The 24,111-nt window shown below is 73.8% G+C and carries 17 protein-coding genes and 1 pseudogene; 12 read left to right on the top strand and 6 right to left on the bottom strand.

Annotated elements, in window-relative coordinates:
- From ACIGEZ_RS16955 to ACIGEZ_RS16940, 4 genes and pseudogenes are all read right to left on the bottom strand, one after another.
- A pseudogene (locus tag ACIGEZ_RS16955) lies at nt 1-271 on the bottom strand (hypothetical protein); the annotation flags it as partial.
- A 241-nt stretch (nt 272-512) separates the two neighbouring features.
- Nucleotides 513-1,766 carry a M6 family metalloprotease domain-containing protein gene (locus ACIGEZ_RS16950; protein WP_399831640.1) on the bottom strand — a complete coding sequence of 418 codons (1,254 nt, stop codon included), beginning with the start codon at nt 1,764-1,766 and terminating at the stop codon, nt 513-515.
- A 64-nt stretch (nt 1,767-1,830) separates the two neighbouring features.
- On the bottom strand, nt 1,831-3,096 hold the full coding sequence (locus ACIGEZ_RS16945) for an alpha/beta fold hydrolase (RefSeq protein WP_399831638.1): 1,266 nt from the start codon (nt 3,094-3,096) through the stop codon (nt 1,831-1,833).
- 195 nt (nt 3,097-3,291) lie between these two features.
- The gene (locus tag ACIGEZ_RS16940; protein WP_399831636.1) at nt 3,292-4,476 is read right to left on the bottom strand and encodes a peptidase M6; all 1,185 of its coding nucleotides are present in this window, start codon (nt 4,474-4,476) and stop codon (nt 3,292-3,294) included.
- A 99-nt stretch (nt 4,477-4,575) separates the two neighbouring features.
- On the opposite strand from ACIGEZ_RS16940, the gene ACIGEZ_RS16935 reads away from it, so the two are divergent.
- A complete protein-coding gene (locus tag ACIGEZ_RS16935; RefSeq protein WP_399831634.1) occupies nt 4,576-5,601 on the top strand; it encodes a LysR family transcriptional regulator in 1,026 nt (341 codons plus the stop codon).
- 57 nt (nt 5,602-5,658) lie between these two features.
- Here ACIGEZ_RS16935 and ACIGEZ_RS16930 read toward each other — a convergent pair whose 3' ends face one another.
- Nucleotides 5,659-6,906, bottom strand: a complete 1,248-nt coding sequence (locus ACIGEZ_RS16930) for an NAD(P)/FAD-dependent oxidoreductase (RefSeq protein ID WP_399831632.1) — start codon at nt 6,904-6,906, stop codon at nt 5,659-5,661.
- A gap of 515 nt (nt 6,907-7,421) precedes the next feature.
- Here ACIGEZ_RS16930 and ACIGEZ_RS16925 point away from each other — a divergent pair.
- Nucleotides 7,422-8,621: a serine hydrolase domain-containing protein gene (locus ACIGEZ_RS16925; RefSeq protein ID WP_399831630.1), complete on the top strand. Its 1,200-nt coding sequence runs from the start codon at nt 7,422-7,424 to the stop codon at nt 8,619-8,621.
- Nucleotides 8,622-8,952: 331 nt separating this feature from the next.
- Here ACIGEZ_RS16925 and ACIGEZ_RS16920 read toward each other — a convergent pair whose 3' ends face one another.
- Nucleotides 8,953-10,278, bottom strand: a complete 1,326-nt coding sequence (locus tag ACIGEZ_RS16920) for a hydrolytic protein (RefSeq protein ID WP_399831628.1) — start codon at nt 10,276-10,278, stop codon at nt 8,953-8,955.
- 167 nt (nt 10,279-10,445) lie between these two features.
- On the opposite strand from ACIGEZ_RS16920, the gene ACIGEZ_RS16915 reads away from it, so the two are divergent.
- From ACIGEZ_RS16915 to ACIGEZ_RS16870, 10 genes are all read left to right on the top strand, one after another.
- Nucleotides 10,446-11,177: a LuxR C-terminal-related transcriptional regulator gene (locus tag ACIGEZ_RS16915; RefSeq protein WP_399831626.1), complete on the top strand. Its 732-nt coding sequence runs from the start codon at nt 10,446-10,448 to the stop codon at nt 11,175-11,177.
- A gap of 186 nt (nt 11,178-11,363) precedes the next feature.
- Nucleotides 11,364-14,531, top strand: a complete 3,168-nt coding sequence (locus ACIGEZ_RS16910) for a hypothetical protein (protein ID WP_399831624.1) — start codon at nt 11,364-11,366, stop codon at nt 14,529-14,531.
- On the top strand, nt 14,528-15,250 hold the full coding sequence (locus ACIGEZ_RS16905) for a DUF4255 domain-containing protein (RefSeq protein ID WP_399831622.1): 723 nt from the start codon (nt 14,528-14,530) through the stop codon (nt 15,248-15,250). The genes ACIGEZ_RS16910 and ACIGEZ_RS16905 overlap by 4 nt, the downstream gene beginning before the upstream one ends.
- A complete protein-coding gene (locus tag ACIGEZ_RS16900; protein ID WP_399831620.1) occupies nt 15,247-17,577 on the top strand; it encodes an AAA family ATPase in 2,331 nt (776 codons plus the stop codon). Before ACIGEZ_RS16905 ends, ACIGEZ_RS16900 begins: the two co-directional genes overlap by 4 nt.
- Nucleotides 17,578-17,760: 183 nt before the next feature.
- Complete coding sequence (locus ACIGEZ_RS16895; protein WP_399831618.1) at nt 17,761-19,317, top strand: phage tail sheath family protein; 1,557 nt, start codon at nt 17,761-17,763, stop codon at nt 19,315-19,317.
- Nucleotides 19,318-19,392: 75 nt separating this feature from the next.
- Entirely contained in the window at nt 19,393-19,833 is a 441-nt protein-coding gene (locus tag ACIGEZ_RS16890) for a phage tail protein (RefSeq protein ID WP_399831616.1), read from the top strand.
- Nucleotides 19,830-20,324, top strand: coding sequence for a hypothetical protein (locus ACIGEZ_RS16885; RefSeq protein WP_399831614.1), 495 nt, complete (start codon nt 19,830-19,832; stop codon nt 20,322-20,324). The genes ACIGEZ_RS16890 and ACIGEZ_RS16885 overlap by 4 nt, the downstream gene beginning before the upstream one ends.
- Nucleotides 20,321-20,479, top strand: coding sequence for a DUF6760 family protein (locus tag ACIGEZ_RS16880; protein WP_399831612.1), 159 nt, complete (start codon nt 20,321-20,323; stop codon nt 20,477-20,479). Before ACIGEZ_RS16885 ends, ACIGEZ_RS16880 begins: the two co-directional genes overlap by 4 nt.
- A gap of 4 nt (nt 20,480-20,483) precedes the next feature.
- Nucleotides 20,484-23,627, top strand: a complete 3,144-nt coding sequence (locus ACIGEZ_RS16875; protein WP_399831611.1) for a hypothetical protein — start codon at nt 20,484-20,486, stop codon at nt 23,625-23,627.
- 46 nt (nt 23,628-23,673) lie between these two features.
- Entirely contained in the window at nt 23,674-24,099 is a 426-nt protein-coding gene (locus ACIGEZ_RS16870; protein WP_030664136.1) for a phage tail protein, read from the top strand.
- Nucleotides 24,100-24,111: the final 12 nt, after the last annotated feature.

Raw genomic sequence — 24,111 nt, 5'->3', positions numbered from 1 at the left:
CGGTGTGCATGCCACCCTTCGGCTTGTCGTGGTCCTTCTTCCCGTCCTCGTCCTTCTCCTTGTCCTTCGACCAGTCGTCCCCGCTGACCAGGGACAGCGCACCCGAACCGGTGTGCATGCCACCCTTCGGCTTGTCGTGATCACGGTCGTGGCTCTGGGAGGAGCTCTCCTTGTCCCAGTCTCCTGCGGTGATCGCGTACGCACCGGGTGCGGCGATCGCGAGGGTGCCGGCCGCGGCTGTCGCGGCGATGAGAATGCGGGCAGAGCGCATCGATGACTTCCTTTCATCGCCCGCGTCAGCTGACCCATTGTCGGCTTCCCACGCGCGGCGACATGTCCCACCGTCAGCTGCCGTCTGTCTCCCCGCCACTTGGGATGGTGCATCCGTGGGTCGGGTACGGCCGCCCGGTCTCGCGGCACGGGTCGTACCGAGCCGTTGGTGACCGGATCGAGGCGCTCGACGTGGTGCGTCCCCGGGAGTCAGGTGGACGGTGGCCTACCCGGCAACGGAGTCACTCCTTGCGCAGCCGCACCACGTCTCCGGCCCGTCCGCCCGTCAGGACGTCGATGCGCACGCCGGACGCGGGGTCGGTGAAGCTCTGTCCCGGTGCGTACGCGGCCAGGTCCAGCGGGCTGCAGCCGGGAGGAGGAGGCGTGCTCGGGTTCGCGTTCGTGATCCGCACCGGGCCCTCGCCGGTCCGGGCGGCGGAGTCGACCTTGTAGATGAGGACGCCGGTGGAGCAGGCGGCCGCGTCATTGCCCTGGGAGCGGCGGGACTCCGCCACGTATGCCGTCGTCTCACCTGTGCGCACTACGGCGATCTTGGTGCCGCCGGGCCGTTCCACCGGGGTCAGCCGTACCGTTCGGCGACCGGACGCGGGCAGGCATGCGACCTGGTCGTCACGGGTCCAGCCGAGCTTCCAGGAGTGCCATCCGAGGTACTGCGGCGCGTGGCCGGCGATGTTGCCCATGACGTCCCAGCCGCCCACGTGCTGGTGGGTGGCGCCGGTGAACGAGTACAGGTCGGGCAGCCCGAAGGTGTGGGCGGTCTCGTGGGCCGCAACCTTGTGGCCCCAGCGCCACATGTCCTGCCCGAAGGTGACGGCCCATTTGAGCCGGGTGCCGTCGGCGGTGATGCCGGTCGCCGCCGGATCGTAGAGGTAGGTCGGTGAGAAGGGGATGGCGGTCGCCGTCCTCGCGGGGACGACGTAGACCGTGTCGTAGCGGGAGAAGTCCGCGTAGGGGTCAGCGGCCGTGATCGCGTCGCGGAGGTACTTCTCGTGGGCCTCGAAGGTGAGGCCGCGCGCGAATCCGTAGGAGGTGGACTCGGCGGGCATCCGGATCCAGCGGTGCAGTGGGGTGTTGTCCAGCCGCAGACGACCGTAGCTCGCACGTCTCATCCAGTCGACCGCCGGGGCGAGGTGAGCGGCGTACGGCTCGGTGGAGTCGGTGGCCGGGGCGTCGGGGAAATCCACGTACAGCGTCAGGACGCGGCGGATTCCGGTGGCGGGCTGGAACTGGGTGCGGTCGGTGTCGTGGCCCTCGTCCGTCCAGCCGGTCCGGCCTGGGAGGCCGCAGCCGGCGGCAGGGGACGACGGCGAGCCGGGGGCAGCGGATGCCGAGAGGGCAGCCGACGCCATAGGAGCCGCCGACGTCGTAGCGGCAGCGGACGCCGTGGGAGCTGCGGACGCCGTGGGGGCGGACAGGCAGGAGATGAGGGCGGCGGCCGCGGCGAGCGGACGCAGGCGGTGGAGCGCGTCGGTCATGGCTTCCCGTCAGGGGCAGGTGAGGGGATACGGGGGAGGGTGGAACGGAGCAGGCCGCGAGGTCCTACGCGCGACCCGCGGCCAGGTCCATCAGGCGGGACAGCACGCGGCCACCCGAGGCGGTGACGCCGTCGTGCTCCCATTCGTTGGTGACCCAAACCCGGGTGGCGCCGACCTCCCGCGCGGTGCGCAGGGAGAGCCCGGCGTCCACGTACATGTCGTCGTGGTAGACGAGCGCGGCGACCGGGACCCGGTTGGCGGCGAGGCGGCGAGGGTCGTACAGCGGTGCCCAGTCGGGGCGCTCGGCGAGCAGGTCGGCGGCGTCGGCGAAGGGGCGCAGGCCCTTGATCTCCCGGAACATCCAGGGGTAGATCATTTCTCCGGTGAGCAGGAGGGGGTCGGCGTCCTCGGCGAACTCGGGGAAGGCCGCCATGGCCCTGGACGCCGCCCAGCCCGTCGGCCCCGCACCCTGGCCGTACAGGGTCTCCTGCATGACGGCGAAGAGCGGGTTGTCGGTGAAGCCGGTCAGTGTCATCACCTGGTGCAGGAAGGTGTCGGTCGGCCTCGCTTCGTCGTCGAGGGATTCGTCGAGGAGCCAGTGGATCCGCTCGAAGCCGTCGCCCATGCCGAGGGCGAGGCCGAGCGTGCGCAGGCGGTGGGGGGTCAGCCGGTCGCCGTCGGGCAGGCGCACATCGGTGGCGGCCAGGAGGCGGGCGATGTCCCGCAGCCGGGCGGCGTCGTCGGGGTAGCGGGAGTAGAAGCCGAGGACGCGGTCCCGCACCCGGGGGTAGGTGCGGGCGTAGACGTCGTCGGCGGTGGCCGAAAGGCCGGGCAGGCCGCCGGTCACGTAGCACGCCCGCAGACCTTCTGGGGCCTGGGAGAGATAGGTGAGGGTGATGAAGCCGCCGTAGCTCTGGCCGAGGGTCTCCCAGGGCTCGTCGCCGCACAACTGCCGGCGGATCAGTTCGGCGTCCGCGACGATCGAGTCGGCGCGGAAGTGGCGGAGGTGGTCGGCCAGCCGTGCCGGTGAGCCGATGCGGGATGCCGCCCGGGCGGTGACCGGGGTGGAGCGGCCCGTGCCGCGCTGATCGAGGAGGAGGACCCGGTGGGTCTTGAGGGCCTGGGGCAGCCAGCCGGGTGAACCGTACGACGGCCTGGGCGACTTGCCGCCGGGTCCGCCCTGCAGAAAGAGCAGCCAGGGCAGTTGCCGGCCCGTCTGGCGCGCATCGGTCACCTCCCGGGCGAAGATCCGGATGGTCGGACCGTGCGGGGCCGTGTGGTCCAGGGGAACGGTGAAGACGTGGTCGACGGTCGCGTACGCAGGATTCATGGGTCCCTTTCGCGGCCGCGCATGGCGTCAGAGCCGCATGGTGACGTGTGACATTGCACGACAGCATGGCGCGGCCAACGGTGGCTGTGGAGCCCCCGCTTACCCATAGCTCCGCGCTATGGAGACCGACTCACCCCGAGCCGTGCCCGGCTCCTTGATGTGTGGAGCCGGGGCACTGCCGCACCCGTGCCGCTGCTACGACTTCGTGATGCGTACGGTCTCGCCGTAGCCGTCAGCCGCGAGCACGTCGATCCGCACCCCGGCCGCCGCATCGACGAACGACTCGCCGGCCCAGAACGGGGCATCGTCCAGCGGGCGACAGCCGCCCGCGGGAGCGGCCGGCTTGGCGTCCATCACCCTGACCGGCCCGTGGCCGGTCTGCACGGAGGTGTCGACCCGGTAGATCAGGGCGCCGGTCGAACAGGAGCCCGCGTCAGCCTGGATCCCGCGCCTGGACTCGACGACGTACGCGGTCGTGGGGCCGGTGCGGATCACCGCCATCTTGGTGCCGCTGCCGTACTCGACCGCCGTGAGGTACACGGTGTCGCTGCCGTTCGCGGCCCGGCACACGACCTGACCGTCCCCGGTCCAGCCGAGCTTCCAGGAGTGCCAGGCGAAGAACTGCGAGCCCCGGCCGCCGATCAGGCCCATCACGTCCCACCCGCCGACGAGGCGGTGGGCGTCGCTGCCCGCATCGAAGGCGTAAAGGTCGGGCAGCCCGAAGGTGTGTGCGGTCTCGTGGGCGACCAGCTTGGCACCCCAGTGCCACATGTCCTGGCCGAAGGTCACCGCCCACCTGACCCGGCGGCCGTCGGCCACCACACCCGCCGTACCCGGCTCGTACACGTACGTGGGTGTGAAGGAGATCGCCGCCGCGTTGCGCGTCGGCACGACGTACACCATGTCGTACCCGGAGAAGTCCACGTACGGATCGGCGGCCGCCACCGCGTCCCTGATGTACGCCTCGTGCGTCTCGTGGGTCAGGCCGCGCGCGAAGCCGTAGTCGGTGGAGGCGCGAGGCATGCGCACCCACCGTTGATGCTGGTCGATCGCGAGCCAGGTCCTGCCGTACGAGGCGTACCACAGCCAGTCGGCGCCGGGCGTGATCTGCGCCGAGTCCTCACTCGGGGCCTCGGTGGCCCGCGCGTCCGGGAAGTCCACGAAGACCATGCCGACCTTGACCGTCCCGACGGGACGCCGGAACACCGAGTAGTCCGTGTCGTGCCCCTCGTCCGTCCAGCCGGTGGTACCGCGCAGGGCGCAGGCCGACGGGCTGTCAGCGGCGCCGGCAGGAGGAGCCACCGGCAGGAGGAGGAGCAGTGCGGCGGCCAGGGCAGCGAGCAGCCCGCGCGGGGCCGCCAGGCAGTGGATGGCTTTCATGGATGCACAACCTCCCGTTGTCGTGTGTGACATTTCACATAAGACTGACGGGAACCGGCTCCTGTCCGAAAGCTGTCGTCGCTCCATAACATGCGCGGCATGGAACTGGAGGTACGGCACCTGCGGGTGGTGTGCGCGATCGCCGAGGCCGGCAGCCTCACCCGGGCCGCCGCCGCGTTGTCCATGACCCAGCCGGGCCTCAGCACGCAGTTGCGCCGCATCGAATCGATGCTCGGCGGTGTCCTCTTCGACAGGCGACGGGCCGGAGCCACGCCCACGGCCTTCGGTGAGCTGGTGCTGGCCCGTGCCCACGCCGTCCTGCCGGGCATCGACGCACTCCTCGCCGACACCGCCCGGGCGGCCCGCCACCTGGCGGCCCCGGACGGGGTCCGCGTCGGATCGGTCGGCGCTCCCCTCGTCGGCCATCTCATCCTGGCCATAAGGACGTTGCTGCCCGAGGCCGAGGTGACCTCCCGGTGCCACTACTCCCCCGTGACACTCCTGGACGACCTCGCCGCCGGCCGCCTGGAGGCGGCGGTCCTCGGCGACCACCCGGAGCAGGGCCTGCCGCCGCGCGACGGGGTGACCCTCACCCCCCTGGTCACCGAGCCCGTCTTCGCCCTGCTGCCCGCGACCCACCCGCTGGCCGGCAAGGAGGCCGTGTCCCTGACCGAACTCGCCGATCACGACTGGGCGATGCCGCGGCCCGACGGAGACCGCACCCGCGAGTACTGGTCCTCCGTGTGCGCCCTGACCGGCCGCCGTCCTTCCGCCCCGCACGAGGCGGAAGGACGCCAGCTGATCGAGCTGGTCCGCGCGGGCCTGGCGGTCAGCCTCTGCCAGGCCACCTTCTCGCAGACCCCCGGCGTCGCCGTCCGCCCCCTCGTGGGAAACCCGCTCTGGTACCGCCACGTCCTGGCCTGGCACCGTGACGGCCCGCTGGCCTCCCACGGCGACGACATCCTGCGCACGGTGGCAGCCGGATACCTGGACACGTGTGCCGCCAGCCCGGTCTACGCGGACTGGCGCCGACGGCACCCGGACATGGCCCAGCTCCCGCCTACCGGATCCCGGTACGGATCCCTGGAGGGAGCACTGTCGCCCGCAGGGCCGGCTCCACACTGAGCTTCACCCGTTGTGCGGCTGCTCACGGAACAGGGGCTCGTGGTCCGCCGGGCATGATCAGGCCCCGCGATGCCTGAAGTTGACGGCCGCGGCCTTGGCCACCGCCACGGGGCTCAGGAAGCGCAGCGGGCCGATGAGGCGGGAGGCGAACAGGTACATGTGCCGCGCCAGCGACGCGTCGCGCGCCGCCGCTGAGAAGATCAGCCGTTCCATGGGATTGAAGGGACGGACCTTCGCGAAGTCGACGGCCAGCTGCTGGTGGCCGCGCAGCCGTCGCCCGTGCGTCCGCGCGTACGCCGCGAGCGCCCTGTCGAGGTCTCCCGTGCCCGTCGCGGCCGAGGCGACCGCCTCGGTCAGCCACTGCGCGGACTGCAAGGCCCACCCGCAGCCCACGCCCCACAGGGGGTCGCTGGTCAGCGCGGCGTCGCCGATGAGCGCGACGCCCGGTGCGGTCGGCTTGCGGCTGTGCAGCGGGTAGTCGATGGTGCCGATGATCTTCGAGACGCGCTCGGCCGAGTCGACGGGAGGCGCTTCGGGCAGGGCGCGGACGAACTCGAGGAAGCTCCCCTCCAGGTCTTCCCGGAAGGCGGGCAGCCGCTTCTTGTCCGGCAGCACCGCGAGGACGGTCACCCCGTCGTCGTTCGGGAACGCGTACGCCATGTCGGGCTCGAGGAACCAGGTCTGACCGATGCCGCCGTGCAGCGGAAGGTTGCGGAAGTGCGCGAGATAGCCGAACCGTCCATTCTCGAAACTCCGGGCGGGCACCCCGGCGAACTTCGCCACGGCGGAGTCCTTGCCGTCGGCGCCGACCACCAGACGGGCCCGGATCTCGCGCTCGCCCTGCGGTGTCGCCGCGCGCACCCCCACCGTTCGCCCGGCTTCCCTGACCAGCCCGGTCACCTGGTGACCGAGGAGCAGATCGACGCCAGGGGTCCGGGCGGCATGGGCCCTGATCAGCGGATCGAGGGTGCTGCGCCGGATGTTGTACGCGTACGGCAGCTCGGGGCCCGCGGGCGCGGCCTTCGGCACGATCCAGCCCCAACGGGTGTACCAGCGCGCCTCGTTGCGGACCGCACCCGCCTTCTCCAGATCGGGTATGAGGCCGAGTTCGTCCAGCACCGGGTAGGCGTTGGCCGTGATCGCGTGGGTGCAGAGGACCTTGTACGCCTGGGGGTCCGAGCGACGTTCCAGCAGTGCGACGCGGACACCGCGTCGGGCCAGCAGGATCGCCGCGGCGCTGCCGGCGAGGCTGGCTCCGCTGATGACGACGTCGTAGTCGTGTCCCGCGCTCTCAGGCCTGGTCATGCGCTGATCGCCCCCTTCGGTGTGTGGTGCCGTTCATGGGAGTGGTGCGGTGCCGGTGCTGTCAGGCACATGTCGAAGTCTACGGAGCTGCGGTGGGCGCCCGCCGGTGTTCGGGAGAGCGGCTCACGGGGGCCAGTAGCGCTCCAGGACTCCCTCCTTGTACGGCGCCGGGCTCGCGCTGAGTTCGCCGGCGAGGGGCGGTCGAGGACGAAGACCAGGAGCAGGCTGAAGCCGGTCCGGGCGGCGGCGCAGACGACGAAGAGGGGAGCGACATGCGGGGGAATCCGAGGGACGCGCGCTACGCCCGCCGTGCGTCGCCGCAGCGCCCGTTCCCGGCCTGGCCACCGCACCTCTCGTCCACGCGCCCCGGGAAGTCCACACCATCGAGTGAGCCGGACGGGGTGCGACGCCGAACGAGTGGACTCGCCGGAGCACGTGCCGGGCGAGTGGCCCGCGGCGGGGGTGGAGGTGGTGCTGTTGGCGTCCGAGTTCCTGATGGGAAGAGGCGCCCCGACATGCGACGTATCCCCTGCCGGCGGCTGTTCACCGCGGCGCTGCTCGTGGCCGCCGTGCTGGCCCCGATGGCGGCGGCGCCCGCCACGTCCGTCGAGGCCGCGGACGTCGGCCGGCACGACAGGGACGAGTGCCCGCCGGACGGGCTCGGTCCCGAGCTGACCGCCCGGCTCGACAAGGCGATCGAGGACGTCCGTACGCAGGCAGGGATCCCCGGTGTCGTCGCCGGGCTGTGGATGCCGGGCAAGGGGTGCTACCTGCGCGCGACCGGTGTCGCCGACACCGCCACCGGCAGGCCGATGTTCGCCGACACCTTCGTCCGGATCGGCAGCGAGACGAAGACCTTCACGGTCACCGCGCTGCTCGAGCTCGTCGACGACGGCAGGATCGGGCTGGACGACCCGATCTCCGACTACGTCCGCGGCGTTCCCAACGGCGACCAGATCACCCTGCGCCACCTCGCCGAGATGCGCAGCGGCCTGTTCCCGTACACCTCCGACCCGGGCTTCATCCACGACCTGCTGAGCGAGCCGAAGCGCGCCTTCAACCCGTGGGAGGCCCTCTCGTACGGCTACCGGCACCCGAACAACTTCGCGCCGGGCGCGCAGTTCCAGTACTGCAACTCCAATCTCCTCCTGCTCGGCCTGGTGATCGAGAAGGTCAGCGGGCAGCGGCTCGCCGACTTCGTCCACCGCCGGGTGCTGCGCCCGGCCCACCTGCGCCACACGCTGCTCCCGAAGGGGGCCGAGTTCCCGGAGCCGCACGCGCACGGCTACACGAACCAGACCCTGAGCGGCGCCGTCGAGGACACCACGGACTGGAACCCCAGCTGGGCCTGGGCCGCGGGCGCGATGATCTCGGACCTGCACGACCTGCGCCGCTGGGCCGAGACCCTCGCCACGGGACGCCTGCTCAGCCCCGAGACCCAGGCACAGCGGCTCAAGCTGCTGCCGACCGGCTTCCCCGGTCTGACCTACGGCCTCGGCATCTTCGAGGCCAACGGCTGGATCGGGCACAACGGCTCCCTGCCGGGGTACGAGACGGTGACGGTCTACCTGCCGTCGCAGAAGGCCACCCTGGTCCTCATCCTCAACACCGACATCCTTCACGAGGGCCAGGAGCCGTCCACGCTGCTCGCCCGGGCGATCACCGCGGTGGCCACCCCGGACAACGTCTACGCCGGGGGGATCTCCCCGCGCTGAGGCCGGCTCGGGGTGCAGCGGGGATTTCGCTGCCCGAACGGGCATGCCGGCACCGGGAGTTCTGAAGGTCCCCACTCCGTGACGTCGTCGCGTCCGAGAGCGCTCTCACGCCATGACTTGAACACGAGCGTATGAAAATCGGACTTTCTTCCTACTCCGTAACGTACAGCGAAAGGGCCGGAGTTCGCCGATCAGGCGCACTCCGGCTCTAGAACATACGGCCGATATCGGGATGTTCAGTCGACTCTGCGGGCAATCGCTTTCCGGACAGCGAAGGAGGGGGTCCCTTGCGAAGGTGAAGAAGTGACCGACGATGTCTGTGCCACTTGGTTCACCTGATGTCGCTGAGCACCCCGCTCACGTTGAGGACCTCGTGGCACTCCTGGGCCCGACGCCCGGTGGCGGGGGTGCCCGGCTTCGCACAGGTCACCTGGACGGTCACGGTCTGGCTCTCGGTGATTCGGATGGGGGTGACCCAGTGGTAGTCCTGGTTGCGGAAGGTCTCGAGCGCGATCGTCGTGATCTTGCGGTCACCGAAGTCGATGGTCACCACACCCTCGTCGCCCTGGAAGTTGGCGACGACCATGTCCGTGATCCCGAAGGCCTTGCCCGCGGGCACCGTGTACGTACCGGTCTTGGTCTGCCCGCTGCCGGTCTGCAGGTCGATGGTGGCCGAGCTCTGCTGACCCCCGCCGTCGCCACCGGTTCCCGTGCCGCCGCCTCCGCCGCCCTTCTTGGGCGGGGCGCTCTTGCCTCCGCCGCCCGGCTGCTCGTCGCCGCCGGTGCCGGGCGGCTGCCGGTTCGCGTCCGCCGTGGGCGTAGGCCGCTTCTGGACCACCTCGTCGGCGGCCTCCTTGGCGGTGCTGCGCACGGCCGGGCGCACCAGCAGGAACCAGGCGAGCAGCAGCGCGAGCAGGGCGGCCAGCAGGGCGAGCAGCCAGGTCGGGAAGATCGGTATCTGCACGAACTCCACGTCCAGCGGGGCCCGGACAGCGCCCGGGTCCTGCGGCTCCTCGGCGTCCTCGCCGTCCCGGGCGTCGGTCACCTCCACGGTGAACGGCCAGGTCGTCGGCGATCCGAACCACACCGGCCGGCCTGCGCGGACCCGCAGGACCACTTCGGCCGACTCCCCCGGCTCCAGCTTCAGCGTCCCGGGGCGGAAGTCGAACTTCAGGTCCTCGCTCGGCTGTCCGGGCTTGAAGCCCACCTGTACGGGGGTGTTGCCCTCGTTACGCACGGCGAGCCGGTAGCGGCCGCGGAGCCAGCCGCGACGGCGCCGGGGCGCCAGCTCGGTCCGCAGCTCACGGAACTCCTCGACGTGCACGGTGGTCTCGGGGACCCGTACCGCCTCGGGGTGCTCGGTGGGCAGCACGCGCACGGCGAGCGGCACGTCTCCGGCCCGTACCTGCGGCGAACGGGGCGGCTCCAGACGGATCGTCACCGTTTCCGAGGTACCGGGGTAGAGCGAGACGCGCTCGGGTTCCACCGTGGCCCAGGCAGCGCAGTCGCCGACCACTTCCAGGCGGTACGCCTCGACGATGTCGCCGTCGTTGCGAACGGTCAGGCTGGTGAGGGCGCTGCCGCCGGGCGTCACCGACACCCGCGGGATGTCGAGGCCGGGCGCGCCGGGGCTGGGAGAGGCTGCTGGGGACGTCACACAACCACGCTATGACGGTGACCGTCCTCCCCCCATGGACGCGAGGGCAAGGCCCCGGGCAGCCCTGATGCCCTTGGAGGCTTCCTCAACTCCCCCTACACCACCACTTGTTGAATCTCGCCCCCGCATCGGGGGCCCTGCGCCTCACGGAAGAGGAACCGACACCCATGTCCTGCGCTCAGATGAACGGCCCGGTCGCCTCCTCAGGCACCGGCATACCCCAGACGTCCGACCTCGCCGCGGCCTCGCCGTGGACGCCCTCCGGCGTCCCGGGCCGGCGGGTCAGCGTGGCCGTGTACGCATCGGACCCGGTCCTGCACGTCGGGGTCGTCCACCAGCTGCGCCAGCGACCCGAGATCGAGCTCGTCGACACGACCGGGGCCGACGGCGCGCTCGTGTCGCTCGTGGCCGTGGACAGCGTGGACGACGAGACGGCCGCCCTGCTGTCCCGGCTGCGGCACAACTCCCGTACGCGCACGGGACTCGTGGTCGGCACGTTCGAGTCCGGGGACGCCCTGCAGCGCGCCATCGAATGCGGGGTCACCGCGGTGCTGCGGCGCGCCGAGGCAGACCAGGACCGGCTGCTCCGCCTGGTCCTGGCGCTCGCGAACGGGGAGGGCGTGCTGCCCGGCGACCTGCTCGCGAAGCTCCTCGACCACGTCGGCAGCCTGCAGCGTTCGGCGCTCGACCCGCACGCCGCGTCCCTGTCCACCCTGACCGCGCGCGAGGCGGACATGCTGCGCCTGGTGTCGGAGGGCCTGGACACCGCGGAGATCGCCCGCAAGACCTCGTACTCCGAACGGACCGTCAAGAACGTGCTGCACGAGGTCATCACCCGGCTGCAGCTGCGCAACCGCACCCACGCGGTCGGCTACGCCCTGCGCAACGGGCTGATCTGACCGTACGGGCGGCCGGGCGGGAGCGGCCGCCCCGGCCGGCGGCGGCGCCGACCGGCCCCGCCACTGCCCTAAAGCGCACCGGCGCTTCCCCCGGGGACGGCCCCGCGGCCCTGTCGGTCGCGGGGGCCGGGCCGCAGAGTGGCGGGGTTGTACGTGATGCTGCACCGGACTGTGAGGTGGACCGTGATGAGCACGGGTGGCTCCGGCGGTCGGCGACACCGCTGGGGGAGGGTCGGCGCGCCGCTGCTGCTGCTGATCCCTCTGCTCGCGGTGACGGCGGCCACCGGCCCGGACGACGCCGAGGCGGGAACCAAGGCCGCGGCCGACTCGGGGGACAGCAGGATCGCGTACGCCGGTACGCGCCATCGCAGCCTGGGCAAGGTGGCCAGCGACGTCTCCAGCACGCCGCTGTTCGGCGAAGGGCCGGCGCATCTGGACGTCCAGCCCGCCGCGCTCGGCGACCGGCTGGTCTTCGCCAGCCGCCGCGACGAGAAGGACCCGCAGGTCTACCTGCGGGCCGGGGACGGCGCGGTGCGCCGGCTGACCAACGGCATGGACGTGGCGAACCCCCGCCTGACGCCGGACGGCCGGTCGGTCGTCTTCGACTCGGCCTCGTCCGGGACCGGCGGCCGGCAGCGCGACCTGTGGCTGGTCGGCACCGACGGCACCGGGCTCACCCGGCTGACCGAGACGCCCGAGGACGAGGTCCACCCCACGGTCTCGCCGGAGGGCGGCCGGCTCGCGTACTCCAGCGACCGCGACCCGCTGGCCGGGCCGCAGGTCTACGTACGCCCCCTGGCGGGCGGCGAGGCCACCCGCGTCACCGACCCCGCCAACGGCAGGGCCACCGAGCCGGTGTGGAACCCGGTCGACGACGCGGAGAACCGCGACCTGGTCGCGTACACCGCCACCGGCTCCTCGGGGCCCCGTCTGCGGTGGACCGACGGGCGCGGCGACGGGCCGCTGCTCGCCGGCGCGCAGGCGAACTGGCGTACCCACGGGGCAGCCTGGCTGCCCGACGGGGACGGTCTGCTGTTCCTCAGTCCGGACCGCACCTGTGACTGCGTGGGCGACTGGGACCACGTCTTCCGGGTGCCCGCGCACTCGGCGGAGACGCCCAAGGTGGTGCTCAGCGAGAGCCGCGAGGTCGGCTCGCCCACCTGGCTGGGTCCGCTGGACGGCGGCGGCGTCGTGGTCGAGCGCATCTCGGCGGCCAAGCCGCACGAGGTGACCCTGCAGGACGCCCGGATGGACGGCGCCGATCCCCGTGACCTCGGCCTGACCCTCCTCAACGAGGACCCGGCCGCCGACACCAACACCGACCCGGCCAAGGACCCGCTGTTCCAGCCGGCCGCCGGGTCCGACCCGTGGACCGAGCGGCAGAGCTACACGCCCGACGGGCGCAGGATCGTGGTGACCCGCTTCGAGGGCCCGCCCACGGCGCGGATCCAGCGGATCTGGATGGTGGACGCCGACGGCACCAACGAGGCGGCGCTACCGCTCGCGGGCCGCGGTGAGAAGGACTGGGACACCGACCCGGCGTTCTCCCCGGACGGCAGGTACCTCGCGTTCACCCGGACTTCGCCGGGCGGCGTCGGCGGGGCCGCGGGGCCCAGCCGGATCCTGATCGCGGACGTGGCGACCGGCGCGATCACCGGCGAGGTCACCCCGCCGGCCGGGCAGGTGCAGGGCCAGGACGCCCAGCCGACCTGGTCGTCCGACGGCACCACGCTGGCCTTCACCCGTAACCACGTGATCGACGGTCGCGGTGGCAACAAGCACGTCTGGACCGTGCCCGTGAACGAGCTCGGCCGGCAGCGCGACCTGAGCGCCACGATCTGCCCCGGCAGCTGCCAGGTCATCGACGACAGCCCGGCGTTCTCCCCGGACGGCCTGACCGTCGCCTTCAACCGCAAGAACGGCGCCGGCCGGATCGACGAGCGGAACGGCATCCTCCTGACCTCCCCGTCGGGTGACGACTGCCGGGTGCTGCTGCCGGTCTCCGCGCGCGACCTCCCCGGCGCCTGCGGCCGCGAACTGCCGCGGAATCCCGGCCCGTTCCAGCCCCGAGACGCCGCCTGGACGGCCGACGGCAAGGGTCTGGTGCTCAGCGCCCGCCCCGGCCGTGAGGTCAACTCCCCGGAGAAGCTGAAGGTCCTCGACCTCGTGTCCGGCGAACTCGTCGGGCTCACCACCGACCTCCCGGGCCGCCACAAGGAGCCCGCCGTCCAGCAGTCCGTGGACCTCGCGGTCCAGGCACCCGACACCGTGCCGCCGCTCAGCGTCGGCGAGCCCGGCACCGTGCGGGTGGACGTCGTGAACAACGGCCCGGCGGCCTCGCCCGGCACCCGGCTGACCGTCGCGCCCCCGGCGGGCCTGACGGTCACCGGACTCGACGCGCCCGGCGCCACCTGCGACCCGGCGGCGCTGACCTGCGCCCTGGGCGTGGTGCCGCCCGGCACCACCGTCCCGGTGACCGTCACCCTCACCGGCCTCACCCCCGGCGACCAGCCGGTGGAATGGTCGGTCACCGGCACCGTCCTCGACCCCCGGCCCAGCGACAACGCCGACCGGACCGTGGTGCCGGTGGAGGAGGCTCCCGAGCCCCCGACGCCGAGCCCCACCACCCCGACGCCGCCCACCACGGCGCCCCCGACGACCGCCCCGCCGACGACCGCGCCGCCGCGGCCCGAACCGCCGGCGCCCAAGGCCGGCCCCGGGGTGAGCGTCACGGCACAGCCCAACCCCGGTTACGTGGGCGGGCGCGTCGTCGTCACGTACACCGTCCGCAACGGCCGCAACGCCCTCGCCACCGGCCTGCGGCTGCGCATCGGCCTGCCCGCGGGCGTGCCGCACAACGGGCGGCCGCCGGGCTGCGACCGGGACTGGGTGTGCGCGCTGCCCGACCTGGCACCGGGCGCCCGGACCGTCCTCCGGGTCGTCCTCGACCCGGACAAGGCACTGACCAGCCGGGTCACCGGCACCCTCACCACCACCGGCACGGACGCCGACCTCCGCGACAACACCGCCCGGCAGCGGCTGCGCATCCTCCAGCCGCGGATCGTCGCGGTGCCGGCGATCGGCAAGCCCGGCTTCGTCACCTCGGTGCGCGGCAAGGACTTCCCGCCCGGCGTGCCGGTGCGGTTCACCTGGAAGCCCGGCATCACAGCGGCGGCGGCGCCGACGGTTCCCCTGCGGGACGGCACGTTCATCGGCCAGCTCCTGATCCTCGCCAAGGACCAGACCGGCCCCCGTGTCATCACCGCGAGCGGCCCCGGTTTCTCCCCGGTGAAGACCGACTTCCTCGTGGTCAGCGGCACGATCCAGCCGCCCGACGTGGTGACCCGCCGGTGATCCACGAAGTCGACGAAGCGCTGCGCCGGCTGCTCGCGGAGTCCGGTCTCGAGGTGTCGGGCGTCGAGGTGGTCTTCGACGCGCCGACCCGCGAGTGGGCGGCGCGCCGCAGCGCGCCCACGGTCTGCGTGTTCCTGTACGACATCCGCGAGGACCACACCCGGCGCGGCAGCGGCGGAGGCGAGGTGTACGACGAGGCCGGCCTCGTCGTCGCGCGCCGCACCCCGCCGCGCTGGTTCGAGCTGACGTACCTGGTCACCGCGTGGGCGGGCCGGCCCCAGGACGAACACCGGCTGCTCTCCCAGGTGCTGACCCTCCTGGTGGCCACCGACACGCTGCCCCCGCACCTGCTCACCGGCACGCTCGCCGATCTCGGGCTGATCGTGCCGGTGGACGCGGGGGGCACCGGCCTCGACGCGCCGGCGGCCTCCGACGTGTGGTCGGCCCTCGGCGGCGAGCTGAAGCCTTCCCTCGGGCTTCGCGTACGGGCTCCGCTGGCGGGGATCAGCCGGGTCGCCGGCCCGCCGGTCACCGAGGGGCTCGTCATGCGCTCCGTACCGAGGGCCAGGGCCGAGCGGGACGAACCGGGCGAGACCGACGGCGCACGCCGCCTGCGCTACACCGAGGTGAGCGAGCCGGCACACGAGGAGGGCTTCGGCGGCCCGCGGGAGCGGCGGCCCGCTCCCGCGCGCCGCCGGCGAGGGGAACGGCAGCCGTGACACACACCATCCGGTCGGCGCGGCCGGGGCGGGCCAAGGCGGAGGCGCGGGGCGAAGGCCCGGCCCAGGGCCAAGGCCGGGCCCAGGGCGAAAGCCAGGCCCAGGGCCAAGGCCCGGCGCAGGGCCAAGGCACGGCCCAGGGCCAAGGCACGGCCCAGGGCCAAGGCACGGCCCAGGGCCAAGGCACGGCCCAGGGCCAAGGCACGGCCCAGGGCGAAAGCCAGGCCCAGGGCCAAGGCCCGGCGCAGGCCGAGCCCCTCCCGTACCTCTGGCAGCGCCTCCGGCTCGTCGAGCAGCGGGTGCGGCAGGCAGTGGCGCTGCGGCGCGCGGTCGATCCGGATCCGGACGACCCCTACCGGGGGCAGTACCTCACCCCCGACGCCGTCGCCCGCATCCTGGACCCGCCGGACGGCCCCGGCCTGCCCGCGCTCGCCGGTGCCGACGCCCCGCCCGGTTCGCCGCTCGAGGTGCTCGCCGCGCGCTTCGCGCTGACGCCGCTGGACGTGGATCTGCTTCTGGTCGCCATGGCGCCCGATCTGGACGCCCGCTTCGAGCGGCTCTACGGCTACCTCAACGACGACCTGACGCGCCGTCGGCCCACCGTCGGTCTCGCCCTCGAACTGTGCGGCCACTCCGGGACGACCGCCGCGCGGTTCCGGCTCGCCCCGACCGCACCGCTCCTCGCGGGCGGCCTCCTCGAGGTCACCGAGCCCGAACGGCCGCCGCTCTCACGGGTGCTGGCCGTACCGGACCGGGTCACGGCGCACCTGCTGGGCGACGCCTCGCCCGATCCGGGTCTTGCCGACGTGCTCGGCGAGGCGGCCGAGGACCCGGCCGTCGACCCGGCCGAGCTGCGCCGGGCCGCCGCCGCGGCCGGGAGCGGCACCGGCCACGTCCATCTGCGGACCCGTGGCGGCGACGCCGTCGGCCTGGCCGCCGCCGCTCTGCGCGCGGGCGGGCTGCGCCCGCTGGCCCTGGAGGCGGCCGCGTTCCCGCACCACACCCGTGGCGCGCCCGAACTGGCCCGCGCCGTCGCCCGCGAGGCCCGGCTGACGGGCGCCGGTGTGCTGCTCGGACCGGTGGAGGAGCTGCCCGACAAGCCCGACGAGCGGGCCCGCCTCCTGCGCACAATGTGCACGGTGCTGCGGGGAGTGCCCCTCTTCACGTACGGGGCGGGCGGCTGGGAGCCCTCCTGGGCGGCCGACACCCCGGTCACCCTGGCGGTGGCGGCCCCGTCCCCCGAGCGGCACGCGACGCGCTGGCGGTACGCGCTGGAGCGGGCCGCCGGGGCGCGCGGCGAGCCGGACGAGGCGGGTGAGGCGGGTGAGGCGGGCGAGGCCGACGCGCTCGCGCGGTCCGTGTCCGCGCACCGTCTCGACGCCGGACAGTTGCGGCGCGCCGCCGGCACCGCGGTGCGCACGGCCGCGCTGGACGGCCGGCCGGTCTCGTCCGGGGACCTGCGCGGCGCCGTACGGGCCCAGAACAGCGCGGGGCTGGCCCGCCTCGCCCGCCGGGTGGAGCCCGCGGTGGGCTGGGACGACCTGGTGCTGCCCGCCCCCACCCACCGGGGCCTGCGGGAGCTCGCGGTGCGCGCCCGCCACCGGGACCAGGTGCTCGGGCAGTGGGGCATGCGCCCCGGCGGCGGGCGGGGGCGCGGGGTGATCGCGCTGTTCGCGGGTCCCTCCGGCACCGGCAAGACGATGTCCGCCGAGGTCGTGGCGGCCGACCTGGGCATGGACCTGTACGTGGTGGACCTGTCCACGGTCGTCGACAAGTACATCGGCGAGACCGAGAAGAACCTGGAGCGGATCTTCACCGAGGCGTCGGCCGTCAACGCGGTGCTGCTGTTCGACGAGGCCGATGCCATCTTCGGCAAGCGTTCGGACGTGAAGGACGCCCACGACCGGCACGCCAACATCGAGTCGGCCTATCTCCTCCAGCGGATGGAGTCGTTCGACGGCATCGCGATCCTGACCACCAATCTGCGGGCCAACCTGGACGAGGCGTTCACCCGCCGGCTCGACGTGGTCGCGGACTTCCCGGTGCCCGACGCCGCCCAGCGGCTCGCCCTGTGGGAGCGGTGCCTGGGCGAGCGGCTGCCGCGGGCCGACGACCTCGATCTCGGCTTCTGCGCGGACCGGTTCGAGCTCGCCGGCGGCTCGATCCGGTCCTGCGCGGTGACCGCCGCCTACCTGGCGGCCGCGGAGGGCACGCCGCTGGCCATGGGGCAGCTGGTGACGGCGATCGCGCAGGAGTACCGCAAGCTCGGCCGGCTGGTCCTGGAGGGCGAGTTCGGACCGTACCTGCCCCAGGTCACACACGGGTAAGCCGCCGCCGGCCGAGGTGCAGGCCGGGCTGCCTGGAGGGTACGGCGGGGGCGCCCGGGAAGGCAGCGGGGTTGCCCCCGGCCAGGTCCGCGCGCACCTGCCGTCGGTGACGGCGGCCGGAGAGGCTGGGGGCGGACTTGAACGCAACACCCGAACGCAGCACAGCGACACGAAGGAGCGAGTATGCCGACGTACCTCACCCCGGGCGTGTACGTGGAGGAGGTGCAGTCCGGTGCTCGCCCGATCGAAGGGGTCGGCACCGCGGTCGCCGCGTTCGTCGGGTTCGCCCAGAGCGGGCCGTTCCACGAGCCGACGCTGGTCACCAACTGGGACCAGTACACCCAGCACTTCGGCGGCTTCACCGACGGCACCTACCTGGCCCACGCGGTCTACGGGTACTTCGCCAACGGCGGCGGGGCCGCGTACGTCGTCCGCATCGGCGGCCCGGCCCAGGGCGCCTCCGCCCCGGAGGCCGCCGGCGGCCGCCCGGGCGTGCGCGCGGCGGAGCCGGTCGAGCTCGGCGGCTTCCTGTTCGCGGCCCGTCCCGGCATCACCGGCGTGTCCGTGGAGATCGCCGACGCGGACGGGGAGAACCCGCCCGAGGACCGCTTCAAGGTCCTGGTCCGCCAGGGCGACCAGGTGGTGGAGACCTACGAGGCGTCCATCCGCAAGAGCGTCAAGGGCTATCTCGTCGCCCAGGCCCGCCCCTCGAAGCTGATCGAGGTCAGCGAGCAGCGCAACGCCGGCCAGACCCGGCCCGTGAACCAGACCGTGGCCGTGCCCGACGCCGCGTCCGCGCCCGCTCCGGCGGGACGCGGCGACGTCGCCCGGCTCGACCCGTCCGAGTACGTCGGCGACGCCGGCGCCCGCACCGGCTTCGCCGGTCTGGAGACCATCGACGAGATCACCATGGTCGCGGTGCCGGACCTGATGAGCGCCTACGAGCGCGGCGACATCGACGCCGAGGGCGTGCGCACCGTGCAGCTCGCGGTGATCTCGCACTGCGAGCAGATGGGCGACCGGGTGGCCGTCCTGGACACCCCGCCCGGGCTCTCCGCGCAGCAGGTGCGCACCTGGCGCATGGACGAGGCGGGCTACGACTCCCGTTACGCCACGCTCTACTACCCGTGGGTGCGGGTCTTCGACCCGGCCGCCGGGCGCAACACGGTCGTCCCGCCGAGCGGTCACGTCGCCGGTGTGTGGGCGCGCAGCGACGCCGAGCGCGGTGTGCACAAGGCCCCCGCCAACGAGGTGATCCGCGGTGCGGTGGACCTGGAGCTGCGCCTGAGCAAGGGCGAGCAGGACCTGCTGAACCCGATCGGCGTGAACTGCGTCCGGGCCTTCCCGGGCCGGGGCATCCGGATCTGGGGCGCCCGTACCCTCTCCTCCGACCCGGCCTGGCGCTACCTGAACGTGCGCCGCCTCTTCAACTACCTGGAGGAGTCCATCCTCCTGGGCACCCAGTGGGTGGTCTTCGAGCCGAACGACGACCGGCTCTGGTCGAGCATCCGGCGCAACGTCACCGCGTTCCTCACCGAGGAGTGGCGTCGCGGCGCGCTGTTCGGCCGGACGGCGGCGGAGGCGTTCTACGTGAAGTGCGACCGGGACAACAACCCTCAGGAGTCGATCGACCTGGGCCGCGTGGTCTGCGAGATCGGCGTGTCGCCCGTCAAGCCGGCCGAGTTCGTGGTGTTCCGGCTCGCGCAGTTCTCCGACAGCACCAGCCTCGTCGACGAGTGACCCGCGGCCGCCGCCTCGGTTCGGTGTGACAGCTTTCAGAACAGCCGCGACAGCAAGGAAAGGTGACGGACAGTCATGGCAGAGGGCGATGCTCTTTCCACCCATATCTTCGGCGTCCAGCTCGGTGGTTACCTGGTCGAGTCGATCCAGGAGATCAGCGGTCTGACCGTCGAGGAGGAGGTCGTCGAGGTCCGCCAGGTCAGTGCGGAGGGCAAGCAGATCATCCGCAAGCAGCCCGGCGCCCGCCAGGCCGGTGAGGTCACGATCACCCGGGGACTCGACAAGAGCAGCGAGTTCACCAAGTGGATCAAGGAGACCCTCAACAACGGGGCCGTCGACACCGCTCGGCAGAACCTCACCATCGAGATCAAGGACACCACGGGCGCGACCGTGCGCCGCATCCAGCTGATGCAGGGCTGGGCCTCCAAGTGGGAGGGCCCGTCCCTCAAGGCCGGCGAGTCGTCCGCGGCCACCGAGTCGGTGACCATCGTGTTCGAGGAGATCATCGTCGAATGAGGCGCCGTACCGTAACGGCGGGCAACCTGGACGAGATCCTGCAGCTCACGGCCCCCGCCGAAGCCCCGGAGCAGCCGGCGGCACCGCCCGCCGCCGCTCCGGCGCCGCGCGAGGACCACGGGCTGCGCACCGAGTTCGAGTTCGAGCTGCCGCGCGGGTACGTGGACGAGGCGGGCACCGTGCACCGGCACGGTGCCATGCGCCTGGCCACCGCCCGCGACGAGCTGCGCCCGCAGATCGACCTGCGGGTCAAGGAGAACCCGGCGTACCTGAGCGTGGTGCTGCTCAGCCAGGTGATCACCCGGCTCGGCAACATCACCGACGTGCACGCCGGGATCGTGGAGCGGATGTACGCGACCGACGTCGCGTTCCTCCAGGACTTCTACCGGCGCGTCAACAGCGAGGGCCACACCCGCGCGGCGGTCACCTGCCCGCACTGCGAAGGCGGCTTCGAGGTCGACCTCTCCGGTGGGCGCCTGGGGGAATCGTGACGTACGCACTCCCCCGGCTGCGGGAGGAGATCGCGTACATCGCCTACCACTTCCACTGGCCGCGCGAGGAGATCCTCGACCTGACCCACGGCGAGCGCCAGGAGTGGGTCACCGAGATCGCTCGAATCAACACCCGTGTGAACGAAGGCGGTTGAGCAGATGGCATGGCGGGACAGGCTGCGCCGGCGTGCCGCCGTGCCGGACGCCACGGCCGCCCGGCGGGCGGCTTCCCCCGACACGTCGACCGACGGCATGGCCGCGCCCGGGGACGCCGCCGCCGCGCGGAGCGCCGGCGTGCCCGGCGACTGGGACGGCGGCTGGCGCATGACCGCGCCGCCCTCGCTGACCGTGTCGCGCGCCCCGATCAGTGTCAGCGACGGGCTGGTCTTCCGGTCCCGCCTGGCCGCGTGGCGCGATCCCTCGTTCGACACCGGGCTCGCGCACGCCGTGCTGCCGTCCGCCCCGGCCGGCCTCGTCGGAGGGGTCGCCCGCCCCGCCGCCGCCCGGCCCGGCCCCGGCAGCGGCGGCCCGTTGCTGCTGCGTGCGCTCCGCCCGTACGAGGCGGACGGCGCGGCCGGGACGGCGGAGCCGTCGGCTCCTGTTTCCGCCGGTTCCGCGCGGGAGCGCGCCACCCCGCTGATCGCGCGGCGGGTGCGGCCGGACGCCGTCTCGTCGCCCGGGGCGGTGTCGTCCGGGCCGAAGTCTCCGGGTGGGCGCGGGCCGGTCGTGGAGCCGGACGCGTCCGGGGCGGGCGCGTCCGGGGCGGGCGCGTCCGGGGCGGGCGCGTCCGGGGCGGGCGCGTCCGGGGCGGGCGCGCGTGGGTCCGTGGCGGGCGGTGGCGGGTCCGGGTCGGGTGCTTCCGCAGCCGGTGCGGGCGCGGGCCGGTCCCTGCCGAACGTCGTGACGCCCTCCCGTGACGGCGCCCGCTCGCGCGCCGGCGGCGCGCCGGGTCCTGTCGTCGCGCGTGCCACCGTCCGTGGCGACGCGGGGGACACCCACGCGGACAAGCGACGGCAGTCGAGCGCGACGGAAGCCGGGCTGCCCGGTGCGGCGCCCGGTGCCCGTGGACTCACCTCCACGCACTCGGCGGCGGTGCTCGGCACGCCGGCTCCCGCGGGGCAGCGGGCCGAGGCGACGGGCGGCGGCACCGCGGTGTCCCCTGCCGCGCCCGGGCGCGCGCCGACGCCTCCGGGTTTCCCGCTGATCCGCCGTATCGCGGTGGTGCCGGCGGCCTCGGCCGAGACAGCCACGCCCCGGGGTGGGTCCGCTGGGCGTAACCCGGCGTCGAATCCGTCCGTTCAGCGGGCAGCGGCGAACACGCCGGGCTCCGGAGCGGGTTCTGACTCCGCAAGAACCCCGTCCCGACCATCCGCCGCGTCCGACGCGCCTGCTCGGCAGGCCGCGACCGGCACTTCGGGATCCGGCAAGCTCACGCCCTCGACGGGAGCCCTCTCCGGTCCGTCCGCGGCGTCCACCCCGCCCGTCCAGCGGTCCGCCACCGGCACTTCGGGAACCGGAGGAGGCAGGCGGCGGACTGCGGCGAGCACGTCCGGATCCGGCGCCGGCTCCGGATCCGGACATGCCGCGTCCGCCCCGGAGGCCCCGGGCACCCGTACGCCCCGTACCGACGCGGCGCACGCCGCGGTACGGCCGCGGGCGGTCGGCCGTCCGCTGACCGTCGCCCGGGTCCCGGCCACGCCCAGGCGGCGCGTGTCCGTCGTGCGCCCCGCCGTGCCCGCGGCCTACGAGGGCGGCTCGTCCCACGACCCGCAGACGGCCACGCCCCCGACCCCGGCAACCCCGGACCCGCCCGTACCGCGCGCGGCGAGCCGTGCGCCGCTCGGCGCCCCGCTGACCGAACTGCCCTCCACCGCCGTACCGTCGGGCCGCAGCACCTCGGCGCCCGGCTCCGCTCCCGCCCCGACGATGCCCGTGGTCCAGCGCCGGGCGGAGTCCTCGGCCGAGGCCGCGACCAGGCCCGAAAGCGGTGGGTCGCGGCCGTCCCCGCAGCCCCGCGCGGGGAGCGCCGCCCCGGCGGAGTCCGCGGCCCAGCCCCAGACGACCCGCGGCTCGGGCCCCGGGCGGTCCACTCCCCGCGTGCGCACCGGGCTCGGTGAGCCCCTGTCCGCACTGCCGCCGAGCGCCGCGCTGCCCGCTCCCCCGGCGAGTCCCATGTCCGCCGCCGACATCCAGCGTGCGCTCGCGGCCCCACCTGGCCCGACCCGACCGGGTACGCCCCCTCCCGGCCCGTCCACCCAGCCGGCCGGCCACGCGCCGCTGCTTGGGGCTGGTGACGTGCAGCGCCGTACCGCCGAGGGCACCGGGGAAGCAGCGGACACTGCGGCGGGTGCCGTGTCCTCCGCACGCCCGCTCGTGCAGCGGGCCACCGCCTCTCCCGACCCGGCGACACCCTCGGGCACCGCGCCCGCCGCCGGGCACCTCGCGGACGTGCCGCGCACGCCCTCCGCCCCCCGGCGTGCCGACACCTCGGCACCGACCGGCGGCGGCCGCGCGGTTCCGCTCGTCGTCGCCCGAGCCGTCACCGACCGGAGCGGGACACCGCACCACACGCCCCACGCCCCGGCCCCCTTCGCGGCCCGCACCCTCCGACTCCTCGCGGCACGGCCCCTGAACCTCGGCACCCGCGACATGGGGAGCGCGGCCGCCCCGGCCCCGCGCCAGGCGAGCCGCCCCGTGGTCGCGGCACGCTGGCCCGGAGCGCCCGGCACGCCCGGAGCGCCCGGCACCCCGCAGGTCCAGCGAGCGACGAGCACGCCGCCGCCCGCGCGTACCGCCACCGCCGCCGTCTCCCCCGGCCACGCCCCGCGTCCCGCGCACGTCACGAGGCCGGCGCCCTCGCCGGTCGCGGCCTCGCCCCTGCCCGTGACCGGCCCGCAGGCCCCGCCGCTCGTGGTCCGGCCGCCCACGGCGGCCCCGTCGACGCAGCCGGTCCCCGTCGTACGGCCCCGGATGCCCGCCGCCGGCACCGGACCGACCCCTCCCGGGCCACCGGCAGCCGGCACACCGGTGCAGCGCGCCGCCGACGCCACCCACGGCGGACCGGCCGGCGTCCGGACCGCCCCGGCCGCGACGCGCGGCAGCCGGCACACGGCCACCACCCAGGGGACCACCGCACCCTCCGCCGCCCGGCCCGAGCGCCCGCACGATGCCGCACCCCAGGGCTCCGATCTCGACCTGGACGATCTGGCACGCCGTCTGCTCGATCCGGTCGCCCGCCTGCTGCGCACCGAGTTACGGCGCGGCCGGGAACGCGCGGGCAGGCCCTTCGACGGGCGCCGCTGAGCACACGGACGAACGAGACACGGATGACGGACGGACGACGGACCAGATGACGGACAACATCTTCGCGACCAGCGTGTTCTTCCGCCTTGCCATCGGCGGCAACGACCTGGGGGCCTTCCACACCTGCTCGGGCATGGGCGCGGAGGTCGAGATGGAGAGCTATGCCGAGGGCGGCAACAACGGCTTCACCTGGCAGCTGCCGGGGCGCGTGACCTGGTCGAACATCACGCTCACCCGGCCCGTCACCGCCGACACGGCGAAGATCGGCCGCTGGCTGGACGAGACGCTGCGGCGGGTGGAACCCAAGGACGGCGAGATCGTGGCCCTGCGGCCCGATCTGAGCCGGATCATCAGCTGGCAGGTGTTCGGGATCGTCCCGGTGCGCTGGCAGGGCCCGTCCTTCGATCCCGCCAACTCCGCAGCGGCGGTGGAGACCCTGGAGATCGCCCACGCGGGCCTCCTGCCCTCCTGACACCTGCTGACC

Origin of the sequence: Streptomyces sp. NPDC085481, assembly GCF_044541845.1 — a bacterium.
Classification (GTDB): domain Bacteria; phylum Actinomycetota; class Actinomycetes; order Streptomycetales; family Streptomycetaceae; genus Streptomyces.
This window is presented reverse-complemented; position numbering and strand designations above follow the sequence as displayed.

Coding starts and splice junctions, on each gene's coding strand:
- ACIGEZ_RS16950 (WP_399831640.1), bottom strand. CDS start 1,766: ATGACCGACGCGCTCCACCGCCTGCGTCCGCTCGCCGCGGCCGCCGCC.
- ACIGEZ_RS16945 (WP_399831638.1), bottom strand. CDS start 3,096: ATGAATCCTGCGTACGCGACCGTCGACCACGTCTTCACCGTTCCCCTG.
- ACIGEZ_RS16940 (WP_399831636.1), bottom strand. CDS start 4,476: ATGAAAGCCATCCACTGCCTGGCGGCCCCGCGCGGGCTGCTCGCTGCC.
- ACIGEZ_RS16935 (WP_399831634.1), top strand. CDS start 4,576: ATGGAACTGGAGGTACGGCACCTGCGGGTGGTGTGCGCGATCGCCGAG.
- ACIGEZ_RS16930 (WP_399831632.1), bottom strand. CDS start 6,906: ATGACCAGGCCTGAGAGCGCGGGACACGACTACGACGTCGTCATCAGC.
- ACIGEZ_RS16925 (WP_399831630.1), top strand. CDS start 7,422: ATGCGACGTATCCCCTGCCGGCGGCTGTTCACCGCGGCGCTGCTCGTG.
- ACIGEZ_RS16915 (WP_399831626.1), top strand. CDS start 10,446: ATGTCCTGCGCTCAGATGAACGGCCCGGTCGCCTCCTCAGGCACCGGC.
- ACIGEZ_RS16910 (WP_399831624.1), top strand. CDS start 11,364: ATGAGCACGGGTGGCTCCGGCGGTCGGCGACACCGCTGGGGGAGGGTC.
- ACIGEZ_RS16895 (WP_399831618.1), top strand. CDS start 17,761: ATGCCGACGTACCTCACCCCGGGCGTGTACGTGGAGGAGGTGCAGTCC.
- ACIGEZ_RS16890 (WP_399831616.1), top strand. CDS start 19,393: ATGGCAGAGGGCGATGCTCTTTCCACCCATATCTTCGGCGTCCAGCTC.
- ACIGEZ_RS16885 (WP_399831614.1), top strand. CDS start 19,830: ATGAGGCGCCGTACCGTAACGGCGGGCAACCTGGACGAGATCCTGCAG.
- ACIGEZ_RS16875 (WP_399831611.1), top strand. CDS start 20,484: ATGGCATGGCGGGACAGGCTGCGCCGGCGTGCCGCCGTGCCGGACGCC.
- ACIGEZ_RS16870 (WP_030664136.1), top strand. CDS start 23,674: ATGACGGACAACATCTTCGCGACCAGCGTGTTCTTCCGCCTTGCCATC.